At 62.2% G+C, this 23,153-nt stretch carries 20 protein-coding genes; 14 read left to right on the top strand and 6 right to left on the bottom strand.

From position 1 onward, the window contains the following. Positions 1-3 precede the first annotated feature (3 nt). A complete protein-coding gene (gene rimB / locus JN756_RS01240; RefSeq protein ID WP_026140222.1) occupies positions 4-486 on the top strand; it encodes a retropepsin-like aspartic endopeptidase RimB in 483 nt (160 codons plus the stop codon). Continuing rightward, entirely contained in the window at positions 483-1,388 is a 906-nt protein-coding gene (gene rimK / locus JN756_RS01235; RefSeq protein WP_003213178.1) for a 30S ribosomal protein S6--L-glutamate ligase, read from the top strand. Before rimB ends, rimK begins: the two co-directional genes overlap by 4 nt. Before the next feature lie 97 nt (positions 1,389-1,485). On the opposite strand, the gene JN756_RS01230 is transcribed toward rimK, so the two are convergent. Together JN756_RS01230 and ompR are read right to left on the bottom strand one after the other, a co-directional pair. Continuing rightward, positions 1,486-2,799 carry an ATP-binding protein gene (locus JN756_RS01230; protein ID WP_017848574.1) on the bottom strand — a complete coding sequence of 438 codons (1,314 nt, stop codon included), beginning with the start codon at positions 2,797-2,799 and terminating at the stop codon, positions 1,486-1,488. A 117-nt stretch (positions 2,800-2,916) separates the two neighbouring features. Further along, positions 2,917-3,657, bottom strand: coding sequence for an osmolarity response regulator transcription factor OmpR (gene ompR / locus JN756_RS01225; protein ID WP_003213175.1), 741 nt, complete (start codon positions 3,655-3,657; stop codon positions 2,917-2,919). A gap of 357 nt (positions 3,658-4,014) precedes the next feature. Here ompR and JN756_RS01220 point away from each other — a divergent pair, with 357 nt between their 5' ends. The 7 genes from JN756_RS01220 (at position 4,015) to tauD (ending at position 12,240) form a co-directional block, all read left to right on the top strand. Then, the gene (locus JN756_RS01220) at positions 4,015-6,339 is read left to right on the top strand and encodes a Tex family protein (protein WP_201021717.1); all 2,325 of its coding nucleotides are present in this window, start codon (positions 4,015-4,017) and stop codon (positions 6,337-6,339) included. After that, positions 6,339-6,722: a PaaI family thioesterase gene (locus JN756_RS01215; RefSeq protein WP_017848576.1), complete on the top strand. Its 384-nt coding sequence runs from the start codon at positions 6,339-6,341 to the stop codon at positions 6,720-6,722. The genes JN756_RS01220 and JN756_RS01215 overlap by 1 nt, the downstream gene beginning before the upstream one ends. 214 nt (positions 6,723-6,936) lie before the next feature. Continuing rightward, on the top strand, positions 6,937-8,520 hold the full coding sequence (gene gshA, locus JN756_RS01210; protein ID WP_126587746.1) for a glutamate--cysteine ligase: 1,584 nt from the start codon (positions 6,937-6,939) through the stop codon (positions 8,518-8,520). A gap of 262 nt (positions 8,521-8,782) precedes the next feature. Further along, positions 8,783-9,760 carry a taurine ABC transporter substrate-binding protein gene (tauA, locus tag JN756_RS01205; RefSeq protein WP_201021716.1) on the top strand — a complete coding sequence of 326 codons (978 nt, stop codon included), beginning with the start codon at positions 8,783-8,785 and terminating at the stop codon, positions 9,758-9,760. 16 nt (positions 9,761-9,776) lie between these two features. Further along, positions 9,777-10,556, top strand: a complete 780-nt coding sequence (gene tauB / locus JN756_RS01200; RefSeq protein ID WP_017848579.1) for a taurine ABC transporter ATP-binding subunit — start codon at positions 9,777-9,779, stop codon at positions 10,554-10,556. Then, entirely contained in the window at positions 10,553-11,389 is an 837-nt protein-coding gene (gene tauC / locus JN756_RS01195) for a taurine ABC transporter permease TauC (RefSeq protein ID WP_017848580.1), read from the top strand. Before tauB ends, tauC begins: the two co-directional genes overlap by 4 nt. A 14-nt stretch (positions 11,390-11,403) precedes the next feature. Next, positions 11,404-12,240 carry a taurine dioxygenase gene (gene tauD, locus JN756_RS01190; protein WP_057005856.1) on the top strand — a complete coding sequence of 279 codons (837 nt, stop codon included), beginning with the start codon at positions 11,404-11,406 and terminating at the stop codon, positions 12,238-12,240. Positions 12,241-12,383: 143 nt separating this feature from the next. Here tauD and mgrA read toward each other — a convergent pair whose 3' ends face one another. The 4 genes from mgrA to epsC all read right to left on the bottom strand — a co-directional run bounded on the left by mgrA (position 12,384) and on the right by epsC (position 18,383). Next, positions 12,384-13,421, bottom strand: coding sequence for an L-glyceraldehyde 3-phosphate reductase (gene mgrA, locus JN756_RS01185; protein ID WP_017848582.1), 1,038 nt, complete (start codon positions 13,419-13,421; stop codon positions 12,384-12,386). Between the two features lie 108 nt (positions 13,422-13,529). Beyond that, positions 13,530-14,858: an OprD family outer membrane porin gene (locus JN756_RS01180; protein WP_201022273.1), complete on the bottom strand. Its 1,329-nt coding sequence runs from the start codon at positions 14,856-14,858 to the stop codon at positions 13,530-13,532. Between the two features lie 212 nt (positions 14,859-15,070). Continuing rightward, on the bottom strand, positions 15,071-17,032 hold the full coding sequence (gene betT / locus JN756_RS01175; protein ID WP_017848584.1) for a choline transporter BetT: 1,962 nt from the start codon (positions 17,030-17,032) through the stop codon (positions 15,071-15,073). Between the two features lie 424 nt (positions 17,033-17,456). Continuing rightward, positions 17,457-18,383, bottom strand: a complete 927-nt coding sequence (gene epsC, locus JN756_RS01170) for a serine O-acetyltransferase EpsC (RefSeq protein WP_108526209.1) — start codon at positions 18,381-18,383, stop codon at positions 17,457-17,459. 166 nt (positions 18,384-18,549) lie between these two features. On the opposite strand from epsC, the gene JN756_RS01165 reads away from it, so the two are divergent. From JN756_RS01165 to JN756_RS01145, 5 genes are all read left to right on the top strand, one after another. After that, positions 18,550-19,545: a D-cysteine desulfhydrase gene (locus JN756_RS01165; protein ID WP_046385058.1), complete on the top strand. Its 996-nt coding sequence runs from the start codon at positions 18,550-18,552 to the stop codon at positions 19,543-19,545. 279 nt (positions 19,546-19,824) lie between these two features. Next, on the top strand, positions 19,825-20,619 hold the full coding sequence (gene tcyJ / locus JN756_RS01160; RefSeq protein ID WP_017848587.1) for a cystine ABC transporter substrate-binding protein: 795 nt from the start codon (positions 19,825-19,827) through the stop codon (positions 20,617-20,619). Further along, complete coding sequence (gene tcyL / locus JN756_RS01155) at positions 20,619-21,284, top strand: cystine ABC transporter permease (protein WP_017848588.1); 666 nt, start codon at positions 20,619-20,621, stop codon at positions 21,282-21,284. Before tcyJ ends, tcyL begins: the two co-directional genes overlap by 1 nt. Positions 21,285-21,287: 3 nt before the next feature. After that, positions 21,288-22,034 (top strand): L-cystine ABC transporter ATP-binding protein TcyN, encoded by a 747-nt coding sequence (tcyN, locus tag JN756_RS01150; RefSeq protein ID WP_046385059.1) that lies wholly within the window; start codon positions 21,288-21,290, stop codon positions 22,032-22,034. A 306-nt stretch (positions 22,035-22,340) separates the two neighbouring features. Continuing rightward, entirely contained in the window at positions 22,341-23,105 is a 765-nt protein-coding gene (locus tag JN756_RS01145; RefSeq protein ID WP_017848590.1) for a hypothetical protein, read from the top strand. Positions 23,106-23,153 lie beyond the last annotated feature (48 nt).

Genomic DNA, 23,153 nt, shown 5'->3' with positions numbered 1-23,153 from the left:
ATATTGAAGACATTTGACCATTTGACCGTTGTCGGTCTGCGTGAGTGGGTGGCACTTCCCGACTTGGGAGTGGCAGGCCTGCGCGCGAAGATCGACACCGGTGCCAGCACTTCGAGCCTGCACGCCACCGATATCGAACCCTTTGAGCGCGACGGTGAGAAATGGGTGCGCTTTACCGCACACCTGGGCAGCGTTGTGCAGTTGCGTCACCGCCGCTGCGAAGCGCCGCTGGTGGCGATGAAAACCATCAAGAGCTCCAATGGTCATGCGCAGGTGCGCTATGTGATCAGCACCACCCTGGCGCTGGGCGACCGGGTATGGCGGGTGGAATTCACCCTCGCCTGCCGCAAGGCCATGCGCTACCGCCTGCTCCTCGGTTCCAAGGCGCTGATTGACGGCCAGTTGGTGGTCAATCCCGGCGTCAAGTACGTTCAAGACAAGCCGGTGTTCCCGGTCTCCACTATTTCTGCCCCAGGTGCTGCATGAAGATTGCTGTGCTGTCGCGAAACCCGCGTCTGTATTCCACCCGCCGCCTGGTCGAGGCCGGCACCGAACGTGGCCACGAAATGGTGGTGATCGACACGTTGCGTGCCTATATGAACATTGCCAGCCATAAGCCGCAGATCCATTACCGCGGCAAACCACTGGAAGGCTTTGATGCGGTGATCCCGCGTATCGGCGCCTCGGTGACCTTTTATGGCTGCGCGGTGTTGCGCCAGTTTGAAATGATGGGCGTCTCCCCGCTGAATGAGTCCGTCGCGATCGCGCGCTCACGGGACAAGCTGCGCTCGCTGCAATTGCTGTCGCGCCGGGGTATCGGCCTGCCGGTCACCGGCTTCGCCCACTCCCCCGACGACATTCCCGACCTGATCGAAATGGTCAACGGCGCGCCGCTGGTGATCAAGGTGCTGGAAGGCACCCAGGGCATCGGCGTGGTGCTGTGCGAAACCGCCACGGCGGCGGAGTCGGTGATCGAGGCATTCATGGGCCTCAAGCAGAACATCATGGTGCAGGAATACATCAAGGAAGCCGGCGGTGCGGATATCCGCTGCTTCGTGGTCGGCGACAAGGTGATTGCCGCGATGAAACGCCAGGCCAAGCCTGGGGAATTCCGCTCCAACCTGCACCGTGGCGGTAGCGCCAGCCTGATCAAGATCACCCCCGAAGAGCGCATGACCGCGCTACGGGCGGCCAAGGTCATGGGGTTGAGCGTGGCGGGTGTGGACATCCTGCGTTCCAACCATGGCCCGCTGGTGATGGAAGTCAATTCATCACCTGGCCTGGAAGGCATCGAGACCACCACCGGCAAGGATGTGGCGGGGATCATCATTCAACATCTGGAAAAGAGTGGCGGGCCGAACATGACCCGGACCAAGGGCAAGGGCTAGAGGAGCAGTCTTCAGCTTGAAGCTTCAGGCTGCAAGAGACGGGCAGAAGCCGTTTGCTTTTCTCTTGCAGCTCTAAACGTGCAGCTTGCCGCTGCAGCTACACCGCGTCTCGGGGCAACATCAAACCCAACGGCAAGCGCACCCGCGCTTCCAGCCCGCCGCCCTCGCGGTTGCGCAGCTCAACATTGCCGCCATGCATCGAGGCAATCCGCCGCACAATCGCCAGCCCCAAACCGGTGCCCTTGCCACCCCGAGCACGGTCGCCACGGGTGAAGGGGTTGAAGATGCCTTCCAGCTCGGCCGGGTCGATACCGGCCCCGCGATCCATCACGCTCAGCACCACATAGGGCGCAGCACTGTCACCGGAGACATACGCCGCCACTTCCACATCCGAACCGGCGTGGTGCAAGGCGTTGCCGATCAGGTTGTTCAGCAGGCGCTTCATCGAGACCCGACGCAACGCAAACGGCTGGATCGGCTCCAGGCGCATCCGCACCTGCTCGCCATTCTGGTTGTAGGGCGCTACCACCTCGCGCACCAGGTCCGTCAGGTCGACGACTTCCACCACCTCATCGCGACCATCGCGGATAAAGGCCAGGAACTGGTCGAGAATCGCGTCCATGTCCTCGATATCACGCACCATGTCGTCCGTGAGATCGGTATGGTTGCCCATCAGCTCCAGGGACAGCCGCAAACGCGTCAATGGCGTGCGCAAGTCATGGGACACGCCCGCAAGCATCAGCTCGCGCTCGCGCCCGGCCTGTTCGACGTCCTCGGCCATCTGGTTGAACGCGCTGTAGACCTCGGTCATCTCGCTGGGCGTGTCGCTGACCGGCAGGCGCACACTGCGCCCCTGTCCCAGCTGGCGGGCGGCGAACACCAGGCGTTTAAGCGGTTGATTGAGCTGGCGCACGAAAATCCACGCGGACGCCGTCGAAAGCAAGCCGATAGCCAGGAACCAGCCCAGTACATTCCAGATCTTCTGCCCTCGCAAAGGGTGCGGATACAGCGGCACCTTCAGCCAATCTTCCCCCAGGCTCGGCGCGCGCACCCACAGCGCAGGTGACACATGCATACGCAGCCGAACTTCGGTGTCGTCGCCCAGTTCCGCCTGCATCTGGCGCTGGTAAATCTCACTGTAGGGCCAATGCTGCTCGCCTTCCGGCACACCTGCACCCGCCACGCGCACCAGTGTCGCCGCCTTGGCGATTTTCTCGCGGTTCTCGGGGTCGGCCGCCCAATAGGCGCGCAAGGTCAGGGCGACACCGTGGCTGTACTGTCGATCCACCAGCACGTCTTCGTTCATCAACAGATAAACCAGCGTGAGTGCCTTGGAAAACAGAACGACGATGAGCACCAGCCAAAGGGTGCGGGAGAAGAAACTTTGCGGGAACCACAGCGGGGTTTTCATAGGAGACAGCTAGACACCTTGCAGGAACGAGCGGCGCTCGCAGAATTGCAGACGCCGGACATCCCGTCGCCCCTCATGGAGCCAAACGCCAGGATGCCCGCCCCTGCAAATCATCGGTCACTTGGTTGCAGTGCCATCCGGCACAAACACATACCCCACGCCCCACACCGTCTGGATATAACGCGGCTTGGACGGGTCCGGCTCGATCATTCGGCGCAGACGGGAAATCTGCACGTCGATGGAGCGCTCCAGAGCGTCCCATTCCCGACCACGGGCCAGGTTCATCAGTTTGTCGCGGGTCAGCGGCTGGCGCGCGTTCATCACCAGCGCCTTGAGCACGGCGAACTCGCCGGTGGTGAGCATGTGGACTTCATCGCCACGCTTGAGCTCACGGGTGGCCAATGACAGTTCGTAATCGCCGAAGGTGACGCTTTCGTCTTCACTGCCCGGTGCGCCCGGCACCGGCGCCGCCTGGCGACGCAATACGGCCTTGACCCGCGCCATCAGCTCGTCCGGGTTGAACGGCTTGGCCAGGTAATCATCAGCGCCCAGTTCGAGGCCCTTGATGCGGCTCAGCTCATCGCCCTTGGCGGTGAGCATGATGATCGGAATCTGGTTGTTCGCGCCGCGCAGGCGTTTGCAGGCGGTGAGGCCGTCTTCGCCGGGTAGCATCAGGTCGAGCACGACCAGGTTGAACACTTCCCGGCCCAACAGGCGGTCCATCTGCTCGGTGTTCGGCACCGCGCGGGCACGATAACCCTTGGAGTTGAAAAAACGCTCCAGCAGGCTGCTCAGCCCCGGATCGTCATCAACGATGAGAATTTTTTCGCCTTCAGCAGTTTGTGCAGTGCTGCTCATTGGATGCTCCTCTTATCTCGGCGCGCATTATGGCCTAGCTGCCGTTATACGCACCGTGTGCATTGTTAGCAGATTTTTCCTCTACTGCCAGCGAACCCACGCCCTACAACCTGCGGCGCAGTCCCCCCCAAGGACAGAACGCTGGTTATAATGCGGCGCCTTCGTGCAGGGCAACGTCAGATCGTTACCGTTTACTGCCGGGCTTTTTTTCACCCGCTTGTCGTGTTTTTTACGATTTCGAGGGTCAATAGGCAGCCTCTTGACCCAGGCAGCGGCGCCAGTCGGGCCGCTCAACCAGCCTCGTCGGGCCTTGTTTTCCGGGCTTGCGAGCTGCTTTTAAGAATTTCAGGTGGTTTTATGGACAGCATCAACAGCCGCATCGCCGAGGAACTCGGCGTACGCCCCCAACAGGTCGAAGCGGCCGTCGCTCTACTGGATGAGGGCTCCACGGTGCCCTTCATCGCCCGTTACCGAAAAGAAGTGACCGGCAGCCTCGACGACATTCAACTGCGGCACCTGGAAGAGCGCCTGCGCTACCTGCGAGAACTCGACGAACGGCGCATCAGCATCCTCGCCAGCATCGCGGAACAGGGCAAGCTGACCCCACAATTGGAACGCGACATCAAACTCGCCGATACCAAGACCCGTCTCGAAGACCTCTACCTGCCGTACAAACAGAAGCGCCGCACCAAGGGCCAGATCGCCCTGGAAGCCGGCCTCGGCGACCTGGCCGACGGCCTGTTCAACGACCCATCGCTGAACCCGGATACCGAAGCCGCGCGCTTCATCAACGCTGAAAAAGGCATCGCCGACGTCAAGGCTGCCCTCGAAGGCGCCAAATACATCCTGATGGAACGCTTCGCCGAAGACGCCAGCCTGCTGGAAAAGCTGCGCACCTACCTGAAGCAGGAAGCCATCCTCAGCGCCCGCGTGATCGCCGGCAAAGAGGAAGAAGGCGCCAAGTTCCGCGACTACTTCGAACACGACGAACCGCTCAAGAGCATGCCGTCCCACCGCGCCCTGGCGATTTTCCGCGGCCGCAACGAAGGTATTCTCAGCTCCGCGCTGAAAGTCGGCGACGAACTGCCGGGCACCATGCACCCGTGCGAAGGCATGATCGGTCAACAATTCGGCATCCAGAATCAGAACCGTCCTGCGGACAAGTGGCTCAGTGAAGTCGTGCGCTGGACCTGGAAGGTCAAGCTCTACACCCACCTGGAAACCGACCTGCTCGGCGAGTTGCGCGACGGCGCCGAAACCGAAGCAATCAACGTCTTCGCCCACAACCTGCACGACCTGCTGCTGGCCGCACCGGCCGGCCCGCGTGCCACCCTGGGCCTCGACCCGGGCCTGCGCACCGGCTGCAAGGTCGCCGTGGTCGACTCGACCGGCAAGCTGCTGGACCACGCCACCGTGTATCCGCATGTGCCCCACAACAAGTGGGACCAGACCCTCGCGATCCTCGCCGCCCTGTGCGCCAAGCACGCGGTGGACCTGATCGCCATCGGCAACGGCACCGCCAGCCGTGAAACCGACAAACTGGCCGCCGAACTGATCAAAAAATACCCAGCCATGAAGATGACCAAGGTCATGGTCTCCGAGGCGGGCGCTTCGGTGTACTCGGCGTCGGAACTGGCTTCCAAGGAATTCCCGGACCTCGACGTGTCGATCCGTGGCGCAGTGTCCATCGCCCGTCGCCTGCAAGACCCGTTGGCCGAACTGGTGAAAATCGACCCGAAATCCATCGGCGTCGGCCAATACCAGCACGATGTGTCGCAGCTGAAACTGGCACGCGGCCTGGATGCGGTGGTGGAAGACTGCGTGAACGCCGTGGGCGTGGACGTGAACACCGCCTCCGTCGCGCTGCTGGCGCGGATCTCCGGCCTCAACGCGACCCTGGCGCAGAACATCGTGACCCATCGCGACGAAAACGGTGCGTTCAAGACCCGCGCCGCGCTGAAAAAAGTCGCACGCCTGGGTGAAAAAACCTTCGAACAGGCCGCCGGCTTCCTGCGCGTGATGAACGGCGACAACCCGCTGGACGCCTCGGCGGTCCACCCGGAAGCCTACCCGCTGGTGCAACGCATCGCCGCCGAGACCGACCGCGACATCCGCTCGCTAATCGGCGACGCCGCGTTCCTCAAGCGCCTGGACCCGAAGAAGTACACCGACGAGACCTTCGGCGTGCCGACCATCACCGACATCCTGCAAGAGCTGGAAAAACCCGGGCGCGACCCGCGTCCCGAGTTCAAGACCGCCGAGTTCCAGGACGGCGTCGAAGACCTCAAGGACCTGCAACTGGGCATGATCCTCGAAGGCGTGGTGACCAACGTGACCAACTTCGGCGCCTTTGTGGACATCGGCGTGCATCAGGACGGTTTGGTGCATATCTCCGCGCTTTCGGAGAAGTTCATCAAAGACCCGCGCGAAGCGGTGAAGGCCGGTGACGTGGTCAAGGTCAAGGTCATGGAAGTCGACATCCCGCGCAAGCGCGTCGGCCTGTCGATGCGTATGAGCGACACCCCCGGCGAGAAAATCGACGGTGCCCGTGGCGCCCGCCCAGGCTCGGCGCCGCGCCAGTCGCAAAACAACGCGCCACGCAAGGAAACCGCGACCGCAGCGCCGAGCAACAACGCCATGGCCTCGCTGTTCGCCAACGCCAAACAGTTGAAGAAACGCTGATGGAGATTCCAGCCGGTTTGACCCAAAGCGCGTTCAGCGAACTGATCGGCTGCCGCCTGCAACGCCTGGAGCAGGGCGTTGCCGAGGTGGCCCTGAGCCTGGAGCCGCAACTGCGCAACCGCGCAGGCAAGCTGCATGGCGGGGCGATTTTCAGCCTGGTCGACATCACCATGGGGCTGGCCTGTTCCAGCGCCCACGGGTTCGACCAGCAGAGCGCGACCATCGAATGCAAAATCAACTACATCCGCGCGGTGGAAAACGGCGAGGTGCTGTGTACCGCGCGAGTGATTCACCCCGGGCGGCGCACGTTGGTGGTCGAAGCCGACGTGTACCAAGGTGAAAGACTTGTCGCAAAAGCGCAGGGCACCTTCGCTGTCCTATAGCTCCCCGCCCTCGATTTGAGTTAATTTCGGCGCTGCGATAACAGCGTCGGAATTTTCTTGCTGCGCTACAGCCCAATTCATGGAGTGATGTAGGCTTTTTCAAAGCGGGTCAAATCGACTCAAAACCAGGCGATCACGCCAGTTTTAACTTCACCCTTGTAGACCGTCCTGCCCACCCCCATATTGGGGCGACTGACGCGTGAAGGAATCCAACTTGAGCGAACTTCTCAACCGCCGCCTGGCCCTGCTCGGCAAGCGCGAACACCTCTCCCTGCTGGAGCATTGCTTGCACGGCATCGAGCGCGAATGCCTGCGTGTCACCCATGAAGGTCGCCTGGCGCAGACGCCGCATCCCGAAGCCCTGGGCGCCGCGCTGACCCACGAACAGATCACCACCGACTACTCGGAATCGTTGCTGGAGTTCATCACCCCAGCCCTGCCCAACCCGGCCGATACCCTGAGCAGCCTGGACAAGATCCATCGCTTTGCCTACAGCAAGCTCGGCAGCGAATACCTGTGGAGCCCCTCGATGCCGTGCCCGTTGCCGGCCGAGGAAGACATTCCGATTGCCTACTACGGCACCTCCAATATCGGACAGCTCAAATACGTGTATCGCAAGGGCCTGGCCCTGCGTTACGGCAAGACCATGCAGTGCATTGCCGGCATCCACTACAACTTTTCCCTGCCGGAAAAATTGTGGCCGCTGCTCAAGGAAAGCGAAGGCTTCGTCGGCACCGACCGCGACTATCAGTCCGACGCCTATATCGCCCTGATCCGTAACTTCCGCCGCAACAGCTGGCTGCTGATGTACCTGTTCGGTGCCTCGCCGGCGCTGGACGCAGGCTTCCTGCGCGGCCGTTCGCACCAGTTGGACGTGCTGGATGCCGACACCTTGTACCTGCCGTATGCCACCAGCCTGCGCATGAGCGACCTGGGTTACCAGAGCAACGCCCAGGCCGGCCTGACGCCGTGCTACAACGATTTGGCCAGCTACACCGACAGCCTGCGCGAAGCGGTGGCAACGCCCTACGCGCCTTATGTCGAAGTCGGCACCCACAAGGATGGAGAGTGGGTGCAGCTCAACACCAACATCCTGCAGATCGAAAACGAGTACTACTCCAACATCCGCCCCAAGCGCGTGACCTACACCGGCGAGCGGCCGATCCAGGCGCTGATGGCCCGTGGCATCCAGTACATCGAAGTGCGCTGCCTGGACATCAACCCGTTCCTGCCGATGGGCATCGACCTGCAAGAGTCGCGCTTCCTCGATGCGTTCCTGCTGTATTGCGCGATGAACGACAGCCCGCTGTTCGCCGACAACGAGTGCGGCAACGCCACCTCGAACTTCCTCAGCGTGGTCAAGGAAGGCCGGCGTCCGGGCCTGCAACTGCAGCGCAAGGGCCAGGCGGTGGACATGAAGGAATGGGCCACCGAGCTGCTGGAGCAGATCGCGCCGCTGGCGGCACTGCTCGATCAGAGCCACGGCATCGAGGAACACCGCCAGGCACTGGACGCCCAGTTGGCCAAGGTCAACGACCCGGCCCTGACGCCATCGGCCCAGGTGTTGGCCGCAATGGCCGAGCGCAAGGAAAGTTTCGCCCAGTTCTCCCTGCACCAGAGCGAGGTGCATGCCGAGTATTTCCGCAGCGAACCGTTGCCCGCCGAAGAGCAGGCGCACTTTGAAGAACTGGCACGCAAGTCGCTGGCGCAACAGGCGGAGCTGGAGCAGAACGAAGTGGGCGATTTCGATGTGTTCGTCGGCTCGTACCAGGCCAGCATCCTGGCCATCAGCAACTAAAAAACGAACTCACTCCCCCAGGGAAATGAGCTCTATGTGGGAGGGGGCTTGCCCCCGATAGCAGTCCTCAGTTAACTGATCAGTGACTGAACCACCGCTATCGGGAGCAAGCTCCCTCCCACATTTGCCCTCACTGGGATGAAGAATCCCGCCCACCCTTCTCCTCATAAGCTAATTCGAAAAAGTTATTTATTTTCGCATTCTTAGATCATTTAGTCTCCTCACACGCCGACACTCGGCCGCCTGATTGAGGAGCTTCCCCTTGAAACTGCATTCCCCTCTCCGCCTCTTGGCGGCATTGTCCCTGGCCGGTGCCAGCCTGTTCGCCCAGGCGGCGGATGTGACCATCGCCTACCAGACCACCGTGGACCCGGCGAAAGTCGCCCAGGCCGACGGCGCGTATGAAAAAGCCACGAACGCCAAGATCGACTGGCGCAAATTCGACAACGGTTCCGACATCATCGCCGCCATCGCGTCCGGCGATGTGCAGATCGGCTACCTCGGTTCCAGCCCGCTGACCGCCGCCATCACCCGTAAAGTGCCGGTGCAGACCTTCCTCGTCGCCACCCAGATCGGCGGTGCCGAAGCCCTGGTGGCGCGCAACGGTTCGGGGATCAACGGCCCGCAGGACCTGATCAGTAAAAAAGTCGCCGTGCCCTTCGTATCCACCGGCCACTACAGCCTGCTGGCCGCGCTGAAGCACTGGAACATCGACCCGGCGAAAGTGACCATCCTCAACCTCGCGCCGCCGGCCATCATCGCCGCCTGGAAGCGCGGCGATATCGACGCCACCTACGTATGGGACCCGGCCCTGGGCGTGGCCAAGGAAAACGGCAAGGTGCTGATCACTTCCGGCGAGCTGGCCACGTTCGGCGCGCCGACCTTCGACGCGTGGATCGTGCGTAAGGACTTCGCCGAGAAGCATCCGGAAATCGTCAGCGCTTTCGCCAAAGTCACCCTGGATGCCTACGCCGCGTACCGCAAAGACCCACAAGCCTGGCTCGCCGACAAAAGCAACGTCGACAAGCTGGTGAAACTCTCCGGGGCCAAGGCCAGCGACATCCCCGCGCTGCTGCAAGGCAACGTCTACCCGCTGGCCGCTGAGCAGGTGACCCTGCTGGGCGCGCCGACCATCAAGGCGGTGACCGATACCGCGGCATTCCTCAAGGAACAAGGCAAGGTCGAGGCGGTGCTGCCGGATTACGCCCCTTACATCAGCGCCAAGTTCATCACCCACTGATCAGGAGTTCATCGCGATGGCCTTGCTACAACTGGAGCGCATCAGCGCACGGTACCCAGGCGCCACAGAACCGGTACTGTCTGATATTTCACTCGAACTTGGGCCCCGGCAATTGCTGGTGGCCCTCGGCCCGTCCGGCAGTGGCAAGACTTCGCTGTTGAACCTGATTGCCGGTTTTGTCGAGCCCTCTGCCGGGCGCATCAGCCTCGATGGCGTGCCAGTCAAAGGCCCGAGCGCCGAACGCGGCGTGGTGTTCCAGGACGATGCCCTGCTGCCCTGGCAGGACGTGCTGGCCAATGTCGGCTTCGGCCTGGAGCTGGCCGGCGTGAGCAAGGCGCAACGCGAAGTGCGCGCCCGGGAAATGCTCGCGCTGGTGGACCTGGCCGGTTTCGACAGCCGGCGCATCTGGCAACTGTCCGGCGGCCAGAAGCAACGCGTCGGCCTGGCCCGCGCCCTGGCGGCGGACCCGCGTGTACTGCTGATGGACGAACCCTTCGGCGCCCTCGATGCATTCACCCGCGAACAGATGCAGGAGCTGCTGCTGCAAGTCTGGCGGCGCACGGCCAAGCCAGTGTTCCTGATCACCCATGACATCGAAGAAGCGGTGTTCCTTGCCACCGATCTGATCCTGCTGGCGCCCAACCCCGGTCAGATCGTCGAGCGCCTGCACCTGGATTTCGGTCAACGTTATGCGGCCGGCGAGTCGGCGCGAGCGATCAAATCCGACCCGCGCTTTATCGAAACCCGCGAACACGTGCTGGGCAAAGTGTTCTCCCAACGGCAGGTGTCCGCATGAGCAGCTACGAACTTCCCGCCACGGTCGCCAAGCCGGTGGCGCGCACCGTTATCCCGCTGCGGCGCAGCCTGAGTACGCGTTGGATCAGCCTGTTGACGCTGGTTGCCTTGCTGGTGATCTGGTGGGCGGTGACCGCCAGCGGACTGATCGAACCATTGTTCCTGCCGCCACCGTCCGCCGTGCTGCAAAAAGGCTGGTTGCTGGCGACCACGGGCTATATGGATTCCACCTTGTGGCAGCACCTCGGCGCGAGCCTCGAACGCATCGGCCTGGGCCTGGGCTTTGCGGTGCTGACCGCGGTCCCGGTGGGGATTGCCATCGGCTCGAACCGTATCGCACGGGGCATTCTCGACCCGTTGATCGAGTTCTACCGGCCGATTCCACCCCTGGCCTACCTGCCGCTGATCGTGATCTGGTGCGGCATCGGTGAGCTGTCCAAAGTGCTGCTGATCTACCTGGCGATCTTTGCCCCGATTGCCATCGCGACCGCGACCGGCGTGCGTACCGTCGACCCGGCCAAGCTGCGTGCCGCGCAGTCGCTGGGGGCCACGCGCGCCCAGCTGATTCGCCACGTGATCCTGCCGAGCGCGCTGCCCGACATCCTCACCGGTGTGCGTATCGGGCTGGGAGTTGGCTGGTCGACCTTGGTCGCCGCCGAGCTGATCGCCGCCACCAGCGGCCTGGGCTTCATGGTGCAGTCGGCGGCGCAGTTCCTGGTCACCGATGTCGTGGTGCTGGGGATTCTGGTGATCGCACTGATCGCCTTCGCCATGGAAATGGGCCTGCGGGCCCTGCAGCGTAAATGGGTGCCGTGGCATGGCCAGGCACACTGAGTGATGAGAACCCAATGAGCAGCCTGACCGTTACCCCATTAAGCACCGCCCTCGGCGCGCAGATCAGTGGCGTCGATATCACTCAACCGCTGAACCCCGAACAGCGCGACGCCATCGAACAGGCGTTGCTCACTCATTCGGTGGTGTTTTTCCGCGACCAGCCGCTCACCCCGCAGCAACAAGCACGCTTCGCGGCGAACTTCGGCGATCTGCACATTCATCCGATCTACCCCAACGTGCCGGAACAGCCTGAAGTGCTGATCCTCGACACCGCCGTCACCGACGTGCGCGACAACGCCGTGTGGCACACCGACGTGACCTTCCTGCCCACCCCGGCCCTCGGCGCGGTGCTGAGTGCCAAGCAACTGCCGGCGTTTGGCGGCGACACGCTGTGGGCCAGCGGGATTGCTGCGTATGCGGCCCTGTCCGAGCCGCTGAAGAGGCTGCTCGACGGGCTCACCGCCACGCACGACTTCACCAAGTCCTTCCCGCTGGAGCGCTTTGGCAGCACTGCCGAAGACCTGGCGCGCTGGGAAGAAACCCGCAAGAAGAACCCGCCGCTGTCGCACCCGGTGGTACGCACCCACCCGGTGAGTGGGCGCAAGTCGCTGTTTGTCAGCGAGGGCTTCACCACCAGAATCAACGAGCTGGAAGCGGCGGAAAGCGAGGCGATCTTGAAGCTGCTGTTCGCCCACGCGACACGCCCGGAGTTCACGATTCGCTGGCGCTGGCAGGAGAATGACGTGGCGTTCTGGGATAACCGCGTCACCCAGCATTACGCGGTGGATGACTACCGGCCACAGCGGCGGGTGATGCATCGGGCGACGATTCTTGGCGATGTGCCGTTCTGAGCCGAACACGACAGTCGCCACACTGAAGACAAAATGTGGGAGGGGGCTTGCCCCCGATTGCGCTGTATCAGTCAATGCATGTACTGACTGACCCACCGCAATCGGGGGCAAGCCCCCTCCCACATTGACCGGGTCGTGCCGGGTTATTCAGCCGTCGATGGCTTTTCCCACAAGTTGATCCCGCCTTCCAACGCGAACCGATCGATCTCCGCCAGTTCTTCGGCGGTAAAGCTCAAGTTCTTCAGCGCCCCGACGTTTTCAATGATCTGCTCCGGCCGGCTCGCGCCGATCAGCGCACTGGTTACCCGTGGGTCACGCAGGGTCCAGGCCAGCGCCAGTTGGGCCAGGCTTTGGCCACGGCGCTTGGCGATTTCATTCAGCGCGCGCACGTGAGCGAGGTTGGCTTCGGACAAGTGCTTGGCCTGCAACGAACCTCCACCGGGGCGATTGACCCGTGCATCGGCCGGCACGCCATTGAGGTACTTGTCGGTCAGCAGCCCCTGGGCCAACGGCGTGAACGCGATCACCCCGGCGCCGAGGGCTTCGGTGGTGTCGAGCAGGTCTTTTTCCACCCAGCGGTTGAGCAGGTTGTAGGCCGGCTGATGGATCAGCAGCGGGACTTTCCACTCGTTGAGCAAGGCGGCGATTTCGCGGGTTTTCACCCCGGAGTAGGAAGAAATACCGATGTACAACGCCTTGCCTTGCTGCACGGCGGTGGCGAGGGCGCTGGCGGTTTCTTCCAGGGGAGTGTCGGCGTCGAAGCGGTGCGAGTAGAAAATATCCACATAGTCGACGCCCAGGCGCTGCAGGCTCTGGTCCAGGCTCGCCAGGATGTATTTGCGCGAACCGCCGCCCTGGCCATAAGGGCCGGGCCACATGTCCCAACCGGCCTTGCTGGAGATGATCAATTCGTCGCGGTAATGCTTGAAGTCTTCGCGCAGCAAACGCCCGAAGTTGATCTCGGCGCTGCCATAGGGTGGGCCGTAGTTGTTGGCCAGGTCGAAGTGGTTGATCCCCAGGTCGAACGCTGTGCGCAGCAGGGCGCGCTGGGTGTCGATCGGGGTGCTGTCGCCAAAGTTGTGCCACAGCCCCAGGGACAGTGCCGGCAGCACCAAGCCACTGCGGCCGACGCGGCGATACGGAATAGATTCGTAGCGGTTTTCGGCAGCGATATAAGTCATCGAATCCTCTCTTGGACGGGGGCAAATAAGGCCTGGGAATAAGCCTATTCCCAGGCCTTTTAAGCAGCTGAATCGCTTAACGTTGCCTTTCCGTTTTACAGCAAACTCCTACCAGAGTGGAACGACATAGCTGACATAAAAGCGGTTTTCATCCTGCACAGTGGCACCGGTAATGTCTGGGCTGGCGTGGGCGTTTTTCCAGGTCACGCCCAGGCCCTTGAGGGTGCCGGTCGGCACTTGGTAGGCCACGGCAACGTTGCGTTCCCATTCGCTGGTAGTGCCCTGTGCGGTGCGGATGTCATCGCCGTGGGCATAGGCGGCGGAGAACGTCAGGCCGTTGAGGCCCAGTTTGCCGAAGTCATATTTGTATTGCGCCAGCCAGGTGCGTTCGCCGGCGTGCTGGAATTTGTTCAACTGCATGTTGGTCAGCGCCGGGGTGTCGGCACCCGAGCCGGGGCCCTGGCGGCTGTCGCCGCTGTTCAGGCCGGAATCCAGGTAGGGGAAGTCGCTGCTGCCGCTGTTTTTCTGGATGCCGAGGCCGACGGTATGACCTTCCAGGCTGTAGCTTTCCAACAGGCTGACGGTGGACTGGTTGATGCGGCCCTTGTTCACGCCATCGCCATAGACCCCCGCCGCGGCATAATCCTTGTCGCCATCGGCGTTACCGCCCACCCCCAGGCTGCGGAACATACGCACATCGGTATCGATCGCACCGACCGACAACGCGTCATGGCGCTTGGCACCGAGGAAGAACTGTTGGTAGTAATCCTCAAGGTTGGAATACCACAGGCTGACGGTGGTGCCCGGCAAGCCGGTGTAGTCGGCACCGCCGAAGAGGAAGCGGTCGCTTTCCTTGGTGCCGCCCGCGGTGATCATGCCCTGGTCGCCGGTTTCATTGCGGATCTTGGTCTTGAAGATATCGCCACCGGTGAAGGTGAAGTCGCTGAGGTCCTTGGAGACCAGTTGCACACCGGTGTTGGTCTGCTGGTACAGGCGGCCGTCGGTGTTGGCCAGCACCGGGTTGTTGCCATACAGCGTACCGACCCGCAGTTCATCCTTGGCGAAGCGCATTTTGAACGTCGGGCTCAGCACGCCGAACTGGTCAGCGGATTTACCGTCGCCCAGCGGGAACATGCTGCCGGGGTAGCGGCCCTGGTGATTCTTGTCATTGAGGTCGCCGCCGGAGTCCAGTTTCAAACCGTAAAACGCCTGCAAGTCGAGGCCGAAACCCACGGGGCCTTCGGTGTAGCCGGACTTGAAGTTGAACTCGAAACCCTGGCCCCAATCGCGAATGCTGTGGGCCTTGGCATTGCTGCCGACCACGTCACGCCCCTGCTGGTTGAGATAGCGGTTGAGCAGGGTCACATCGGCGTGGCTGTCATCGATAAAATCGGCATGGGCGGACAGCATAAAGCTCGCCATGGCGACACCGACCATGGGGCTTAATAACGTCTTCATTGTTACCGGTCTCCGTCACTGTTCTGAAATGAAAGCGTCAAACGCTTCACACAATTACGCAGTGGCTAGATGACAGTTGCGCGTCAAAACGCGGCGGGGGCACATGAAATTAAGTTTAAGAAAGCCCCGTAATAGAGGCTTTGCGTGGGGGTAAAGCGCGCCCTGCCCACGCGGGAGCAGGGCCTGGAACATCAACGCACCAAGTGCAGGAACTGCAGGTGGCGCTCGTACTGGTCGAGAATATCGTTGATGACCTGCTCCTTGGTATAGCCCACCAGATCGTAGTCCTGGCTGCCCTCGCTCAAGTGGACTTCGGCCCGGTAGTAGCGACGGTTGTTGAGCTCCTTGGAACCCATGCCGCCACGGGCAAACGACGGTGTGAAGTACCCGCGCATTTGTACCTGATAAACGAACGGGTGCTCTTCGCCATGGCCGATTTCCAGGCTGACGCTGTCGTTGGACGGGTCAGGCTGGGTGACCACATTCAGGCCCTTCTCGACGAACACAGCGGTCACTTCTTCAATCGCCGGGCGTACCGTCGACTCAAGGAAGCGGTACACCTCGTCGCGCGACGGGAAATGCACCGCCTGGCTCAAACGCTGGCGCCAACCGCCACGGCCCTTGCGCGCCGCGGACACAGGGGCCAACGAATGCAGTTGGGCGATCTGCTTCTGCGATTCGAGGTAGAAGGCTTTGTGCAGCCCCCACATCATCAGCAGCAGGATCAACGAGAACGGCAACGAGGTCAGCACCACCGCCGATTTCAGCGAATCGATACTGCCGGCAAACAGCAAGGCACTGGTCACCAGCGCAGTCATCGCGCCCCAGAACACCCGCAGCCACTTCGGCCCGTCTTCATCGGCGTTGCCGCCTTTGGATGACAGCGTGGACAGCACCACGGTGCCGGAGTCGGCGGAGGTGACGAAGAACACGAAGCTGATAAACACCGTGACCGCGATCACCGTCTTGCTCCACGGGTAGGTTTCCAGCAGCAGGTAGAGGCTCATCGACGGGTCATCGATGGCCGACTGGCCGAGCGCCGTCATCCCGTGATTGAGCACCTGGTCGATGGCGCTGTTGCCGAAGATCGACATCCACGCCAGGGTGAAACCCAGCGGGATCAGCAGCACGCCAAACACGAATTCGCGGATGGTGCGGCCACGGGAAATACGCGCGATAAACAGGCCCACGAACGGCGACCAGGCAATCCACCAGGCCCAGTAGAACACGGTCCAGCCACCCAGCCAGTCGCTCGGCTTGTCGTAGGCGTAGACGTCGAAACTCTTGGTCGGCAGTGCGCCGAGGTAGTCGCCGATGTTCTGGATCAGGGTGTTGAGCAAGTGCTGGGTGGGCCCGGCGAACAACACGAACAGCAGCAGCGCACAGGCCAGCAGCATGTTGATGTCGGACATCACGCGCACGCCCTTGTCCACGCCGGCCACCGCCACCAGGATCGCCGCCCCCATCATCAGGGTGATCAGGCCGACCTGGATCCACTGGGTGTGGGCAATGCCAAACAGGTAATCCAACCCGGCGTTGAGGTGCAGCACACCGAAGCCCATGTCGGCACCGAGGCCGAACACCGTGGCGATGATGCCGAAGCCGTCCACCGCGTAGCCGATCGGGCCGTTGATGCGCTTGCCGATCAGCGGGTACAGCGCCGAACGCAACGCCAACGGCAGGTTATGCCGGTAGGCGAAGTACGCGAGGGCCATGCCGACAAAGGCGAACACGCCCCAGCCATGCAGACCCCAGTGCAGAAACAGGATCTGCATGGCCTGGCGCGCGGCATCGGCGTTCATCGCCGCGCCCTGGGGCGGTTGCACCAGGTGCGTCAGCGGCTCGGAGACGCAAAAGAAAAACAGCGTGATGCTGATCCCGGCGGCGAACAGCATGCCGGCCCAGGACAGGTAACTGAACTCGGGCTCGTCGTGGTCGGCACCGAGTTTTATCTTGCCGTAGCCCGATAGCGCGGTGACCACCACGAAGACCAGATACAGAGTCATCGCGAGCATGTAGTACCAGCCGACCGTATTGGCCGCCCAGTTTTGCGCCGCCAGCAGCCAGGCACCGGCCTGTTGCGGGATGGCGATGACGGTGATGCCGAACAGCAGGATGAAGCTTGCGGCGAAATAGAACACGGGCGCATTCATACGCACCAGACCGCTGGGTGGGGTGGTCGATGCACTCATGAACGATGCACCCCTGAGGTGTGAGATGTGGCTGTGAATAACGGACTCAGCAAAGGTAAGCCTCCTGTTGTGAGCGGGCAGCGAACCACCGATTTAACTTGAACGAACGTTCAAGTTAAACATGGATAGGCGGTTTTGGACTAATCGCAGGGCTGAGTGGTAGGTGATTCCTACACTAGCTCAAGGACTGGTATGACGCCTGGGCGAGGCAAATCGTTCAGCGGTTGCCGACTGAAATACCGCTCACATTTGAAACGCAGTCAACCTGTGGGAGGGGGCTTGCCCCCGATTGCGGTGGGTCAGCCAGCACATGCATTGAGCGGCCCACCGCTATCGGGAGCAAGCTCCCTCCCACAGGTTTGTGTGTGATGTTTAAGGGCGTGCGTTACTTTTGGGTGCCGTCGTCATGCTGCAGATTCGCCTGCGTGATGTTCGCCCCCACCGGTACGCTGCGGGTCAGCCACACGTTGCCGCCAATGGTCGAGCCCTTGCCGATGGTGATCCGCCCGAGGATCGTCGCCCCGGCATAGATCACCACGTCGTCCTCGACGATCGGATGGCGTGGATGGCCTTTCTGCAACTGCCCGTCCTCATCCGCCGGGAAGCGCTTGGCGCCCAACGTCACCGCCTGGTAGATACGCACGCGCTCGCCGATGATCGCGGTTTCGCCAATCACCACACCCGTGCCGTGGTCGATAAAGAAACTCGGGCCGATCTGCGCGCCGGGGTGTATGTCGATGCCGGTGGCCGAGTGGGCGATCTCCGCGCTGATACGCGCCAACAACGGCAGGCCGGCGCGGTACAGATGATGGGCCAGGCGATGGTGAATCACCGCCAGTATCCCCGGATAGCACAGCAGCACTTCATCCACACTGCGCGCAGCCGGGTCGCCGTGGTAGGCGGCCAGCACATCGGTGTCCAACAGGCTGCGCAGGGACGGCAAGGCCAGGGCGAAATCCTGGATCAGGCGGATGGCGCGGGCGTCGACCTCGCTGTCATCCTGGCCGCTCTGGCGCGCGGCGTAGCGCAGTTCCAGGCGCGCTTGGCCGAGCAAGGCATTCAAGGCGACGTCGAGGGTGTGGCCGACGTAGAAATCTTCACTTTCCTCACGCAGGTCCACCGGCCCCAGGCGCATCGGAAACAGCGCGCCGCACAGCGCTTCGAGGATCTGCGCCACGGCATCGCGCGAAGGCAGCTCACGACCGCCGTGCTCGCCACTCATGCGGCCATTGCGCGCTCGCCACTGGTCCCGCGCGCTGCGCAGTTGGCTGACAATGGTGGGTAATTGCCAATGACTGGAACGCTCACTCACGGTATTCACTCCTGACAAAATGGCCATCACTTTACGATAGGCACCCCGGCTGCTCTTAAGAACCAATGGTGCAATGCTAAGAACCATCAAGCATAAACGATTGGCGGTTGCCCGATGAAAAGTGCCTGCCTATAGTCGCCCCATCACTTAGCAACCGTGCGTAGCCATGATCAAACAACAGCTCGACCGTTTTAACCGCCTGGAACTGCTGGGCGGCGCCACTGCCCTGGAAAAACTCGAGCGGCTGTCGACCTGGCTGGGCAGGGACATCTACGTCAAGCGCGACGACACCACACCGCTGGCCATGGGCGGCAACAAGCTGCGCAAACTCGAATACCTGGCGGCCGATGCCATCGCCCAGGGCGCCGATACCCTGGTGACCGCCGGGGCCATCCAGTCCAACCACGTGCGCCAGACCGCCGCGCTGGCCGCCAAGCTGGGCCTGGGCTGCGTCGCTCTGCTGGAAAATCCCACCGGCACCGAAGACCCCAACTACCTCGGCAACGGCAACCGTCTGCTGCTGGACCTGTTCGACGCCAAGGTCGAGTTGGTAGAGAACCTCGACAACGCCGACGACCAGCTCAACGCCCTCGCCGATCGCCTGCGCAGCAACGGCAAGAAGCCGTACCTGGTGCCCATCGGCGGCTCCAACGCGCTCGGCGCCCTGGGTTATGTGCGGGCCGGGCTGGAACTGGCTGCGCAGATCGAAGACAGCGGTCTGGAATTCGCCGCCGTGGTCTTGGCCTCGGGCAGTGCGGGCACCCACAGCGGCCTGGCCCTGGCGTTGAGCGAAGTGCTGCCGAACTTGCCGGTCGTCGGCGTTACCGTGTCGCGCACCGACGAAGCCCAACGCCCGAAAGTGCAGGGCCTGGCCGAGCGCACCGCCGCGTTGCTCGGTGTGGACATCCCCGAGGCCTTCAAGGTGATCCTGTGGGACGAATACTTCGGCCCGCGTTATGGTGAACCGAACGCCGGCACCCTTTCAGCGGTCAAGCTATTGGCGAGCCAGGAAGGCTTGCTGCTCGACCCGGTCTACACTGGCAAGGCCATGGCCGGCTTGCTGGACGGTATCGGGCGTCAGCGCTTTGAGGATGGCCCGATCATTTTCCTGCATACCGGTGGGGCGCCGGCGTTGTTTGCTTACAACGCCGTATTTAACTGAATAAACAGGGATCAACATGTGGGAGGGGGCTTGCCCCCGATAGCGGTGGGTCAGTGATACATGCATAAACTGACACGGCCCTATCGGGGGCAAGCCCCCTCCCACATTGGATTAAGTACATATTCAAAAATAGAATATCAATTTAGATTTATATTATTTTCAAGTCTTAAAAACCGGCTTTATCATCGCGCCGTAGGCGAAGACGCGCTACGCGCTTTAAGGCAGGATACGTCTACCGCGTCACCTGCTTCGCTCAACATAACAACACAGGGGCTCTTCATGACTATTTCTGTATTCCGTCGCACATTGCTGGTCGGCACACTGGGCCTGGCCCTCGGCGCTGGTTGGTTGGGCCAGGCCGTGGCTGGCGAACAGTTGGGCAACATCAAGAAAGCCGGTGAGATCAAGATCGGTCTCGAAGGCACTTACCCACCGTTCAGCTTTGTCGACGAAAGCGGCAAGCTCAGCGGTTTCGAGGTCGAGCTGTCGGAGGCGCTGGCCAAGGAGCTGGGCGTCAAGGTCAAACTGCAGGCCACGCCATGGGACGGCATCCTCGCCGCCCTGGAATCCAAGCGCCTGGATGCGGTCGTCAACCAAGTGACCATCTCCGAAGAGCGCAAGAAGAAGTACGACTTCTCCAAGCCTTATACCGTCTCCGGTATCCAGGCCCTGACCCTGGCCAAAAACGTCGACACCATCAAGACCGCCGACGACCTGGCCGGCAAGAAAGTCGGCGTGGGCCTGGGCACCAACTACGAACAATGGCTCAAGGACAATCAGCCCAAAGCCATCATCAAGACCTACAACGATGACCCCACCAAGTTCCAGGACCTGCGCATCGGCCGCATCGACGCGATTCTGATCGACCGCCTCGCCGCACTCGAATACGCCAAGAAAGCCAAGGACACTGCCGCCGCCGGCGACGCCTTCTCCCGCCAGGAAGCCGGTATTGCCCTGCGCAAAGGCGAGCCGGAATTGCTCGAGGCCGTGAACAAGGCGCTCGACAAACTGCGCGCCGACGGCACCTTGAAGAAGCTGTCCGAGAAGTACTTCAACGCTGACGTCACTCAATAATGGAAGCAGGTTTCCAACTCGCGCTGGACTCCGCGCCCTTTCTGCTCAAGGGCGCGTATTTCACGGTAATCCTCAGCCTCGGCGGGATGTTTTTCGGCTTGCTGCTGGGCTTCGGCCTGGCCTTGATGCGCCTGTCGCGCTTCATGCTGCTGCGCGGCGTCGCTCGCGTCTACGTGTCGTTCTTTCGCGGCACGCCCCTGCTGGTGCAACTGTTCCTGATCTACTACGGCTTGCCGCAAGTGGGCATCGAGCTGGACCCGATCCCGGCCGCCATGATCGGCTTCTCGCTGAACATGGCCGCCTACGCCTGTGAAATCCTGCGTGCCGCCATCGCGTCCATCGAGCGCGGCCAGTGGGAAGCCGCGGCCAGTATCGGCATGACCCGCGCGCAGACCCTGCGTCGGGCCATCCTGCCGCAAGCGATGCGTACCGCGTTGCCGCCGCTGGGCAACAGCTTTATTTCGCTGGTCAAGGACACCGCGCTGGCGGCCACCATCCAGGTGCCCGAGCTGTTCCGCCAGGCGCAACTGGTGTCGGCGCGCACCTTCGAAATCTTCACCATGTATCTGTCCGCCGCCCTGATCTACTGGGTCCTGGCAAGCATCCTGGCGCATTTTCAAAATCGTCTGGAAGACCGGGTCAACCGGCATGACCTGGAGTCTTGAAGCATGATCGTGGTTGAAAAACTGACCAAACAATTCAACGGCCAGGTGGTGCTCAACGGCATCGACCTGGAGGTCAAGGAAGGCGAAGTCGTCGCCATCATCGGCCCCAGCGGCTCCGGCAAGACCACTTTCCTGCGCTGCCTGAACTTCCTCGAAACCCCCACCAGCGGTCGCATCAAGGTCGGTGACATCGAGATCGACAGCAGCAAGCCGCTCAACCAGCAACAGGGCCTGGTGCGGCGCCTGCGCCAGCACGTAGGTTTTGTGTTCCAGAACTTCAACCTGTTCCCGCACCGCACCGCGCTGGAAAACGTCATCGAAGGCCCGACCGTGGTCAAGAAGATGCCCCGCGAGGCCGCGACCGCCCTGGGCCGCACGCTGTTGGCGCGGGTCGGCCTGGCCGGCAAGGAAGACGCCTACCCCCGGCGCCTCTCCGGCGGCCAGCAACAGCGCGTGGCGATTGCCCGGGCGTTGGCCATGGAGCCGGAGGTGATCCTGTTCGACGAACCCACCTCGGCCCTCGACCCGGAACTGGTGGGCGAAGTGCTGGCGACCATTCGCAGCCTGGCCGAAGAAAACCGCACCATGGTGATCGTCACCCACGAAATGAGCTTTGCCCGGGATGTCGCCAACCGGGTGATCTTCTTCGACAAAGGGGTGATCGTGGAGCAAGGCGAGGCCAAGGCGTTGTTCGCCAACCCCAGGGAAGAACGCACGAAACAGTTCCTGAGCAAGTTTCTCGCGCATTGACGCGCGCCCACCGGCAGCACAACGCGTGTGGGGGAGCCCGCTCCCGCACACGCCCGGCCTGCCTGGGTAAAACAGCCCCCGCGCCACCCCCGAAATTCCCGCGCCCAGTCAGACCGTTCTGAATCGTCCCAAACCCGCCGTTTAGCCTTTTGCCGCCATTGACGCCCTCCGGCCAACGCTCTTATCTAGCGCCCAGAGGATTGGATCCTATCCCGGCTTTTCACTGAATCGTTCCTTTCGGCCCCCGTCGCGTTCCCGCGCCAAGGGTCCGGAACGATTGCTGCTGGCTGCATCAAGGAGATTACTATGACGCGCACCGCAACCCCGGCCCTGCTCACTGCCCCGACCCTGCCCCAGGCACTTGGCAACGGCATCAACGCCCTGGCCGCCACACAGCTGCAAGTCGACATCGCGCCCTACCCCGGCATGGATGAGGGTGACCTGATCGAGCTGTTCTGGAACAACTGCTTTGCCGACTCGCGGCGTATCACCGCGTGCAAGGTCGGCACCGCCACCCAACTGCGGGTGCCGGAAAGCTTTGTGCAGGACGGCCATGCGCGGGTTCACTACCAGGTCATGCAGATCGGCCACGGCCCCGCACGCTCAGCGGTGACCACGGTGCAGGTCAAGACCAACTACCCGGGCGGCCAACCGAGCGCGCTGTACAGCGACGAAAACCAGAACCTCGCCCCTGTGGGCCTGCCCGACATGATTCGTCGCTACGGCGTCAACAGCAGCCAGGTGCGGCGCGGTATTCCGCTGACCATCGAACCCTACCTGAACATGACCCGCGGCGACGCCATCACCCTGCGCTGGGGCGATGCGCGCCTGGACCTGCCGAAAATCCAGGCCCGAGCCGTCGGCATCGCGGTGCAGGTGTGGGTGCCGTCGGCGATCATCATCGAAGCCGGCGACGACAGCCGACTGGACGTCACGTACTGCATTCTCGATCGGGTGGGCAATAACTCACGCTGGGCGCCGGCCCGCACTCTGCGCATCGCCGCCTATGTGCCGGCGACGCCGAAGCGCCCTTCCAGCGCCGCGCAGATCTATCAACCGCGTCGCCCCTGAAGCGTGGGTAACGGCCCTTCTATGCATATTCCTAAAAGTTAGTTTATT

Origin of the sequence: Pseudomonas sp. Y39-6 (assembly GCF_023651955.1) — a bacterium.
In the GTDB taxonomy this organism is placed as follows: Bacteria; Pseudomonadota; Gammaproteobacteria; order Pseudomonadales; family Pseudomonadaceae; genus Aquipseudomonas; species Aquipseudomonas veronii.
The sequence above is the reverse complement of the archived record's forward strand: the minus strand, read 5'-3'. Positions and strand labels throughout refer to the sequence as shown.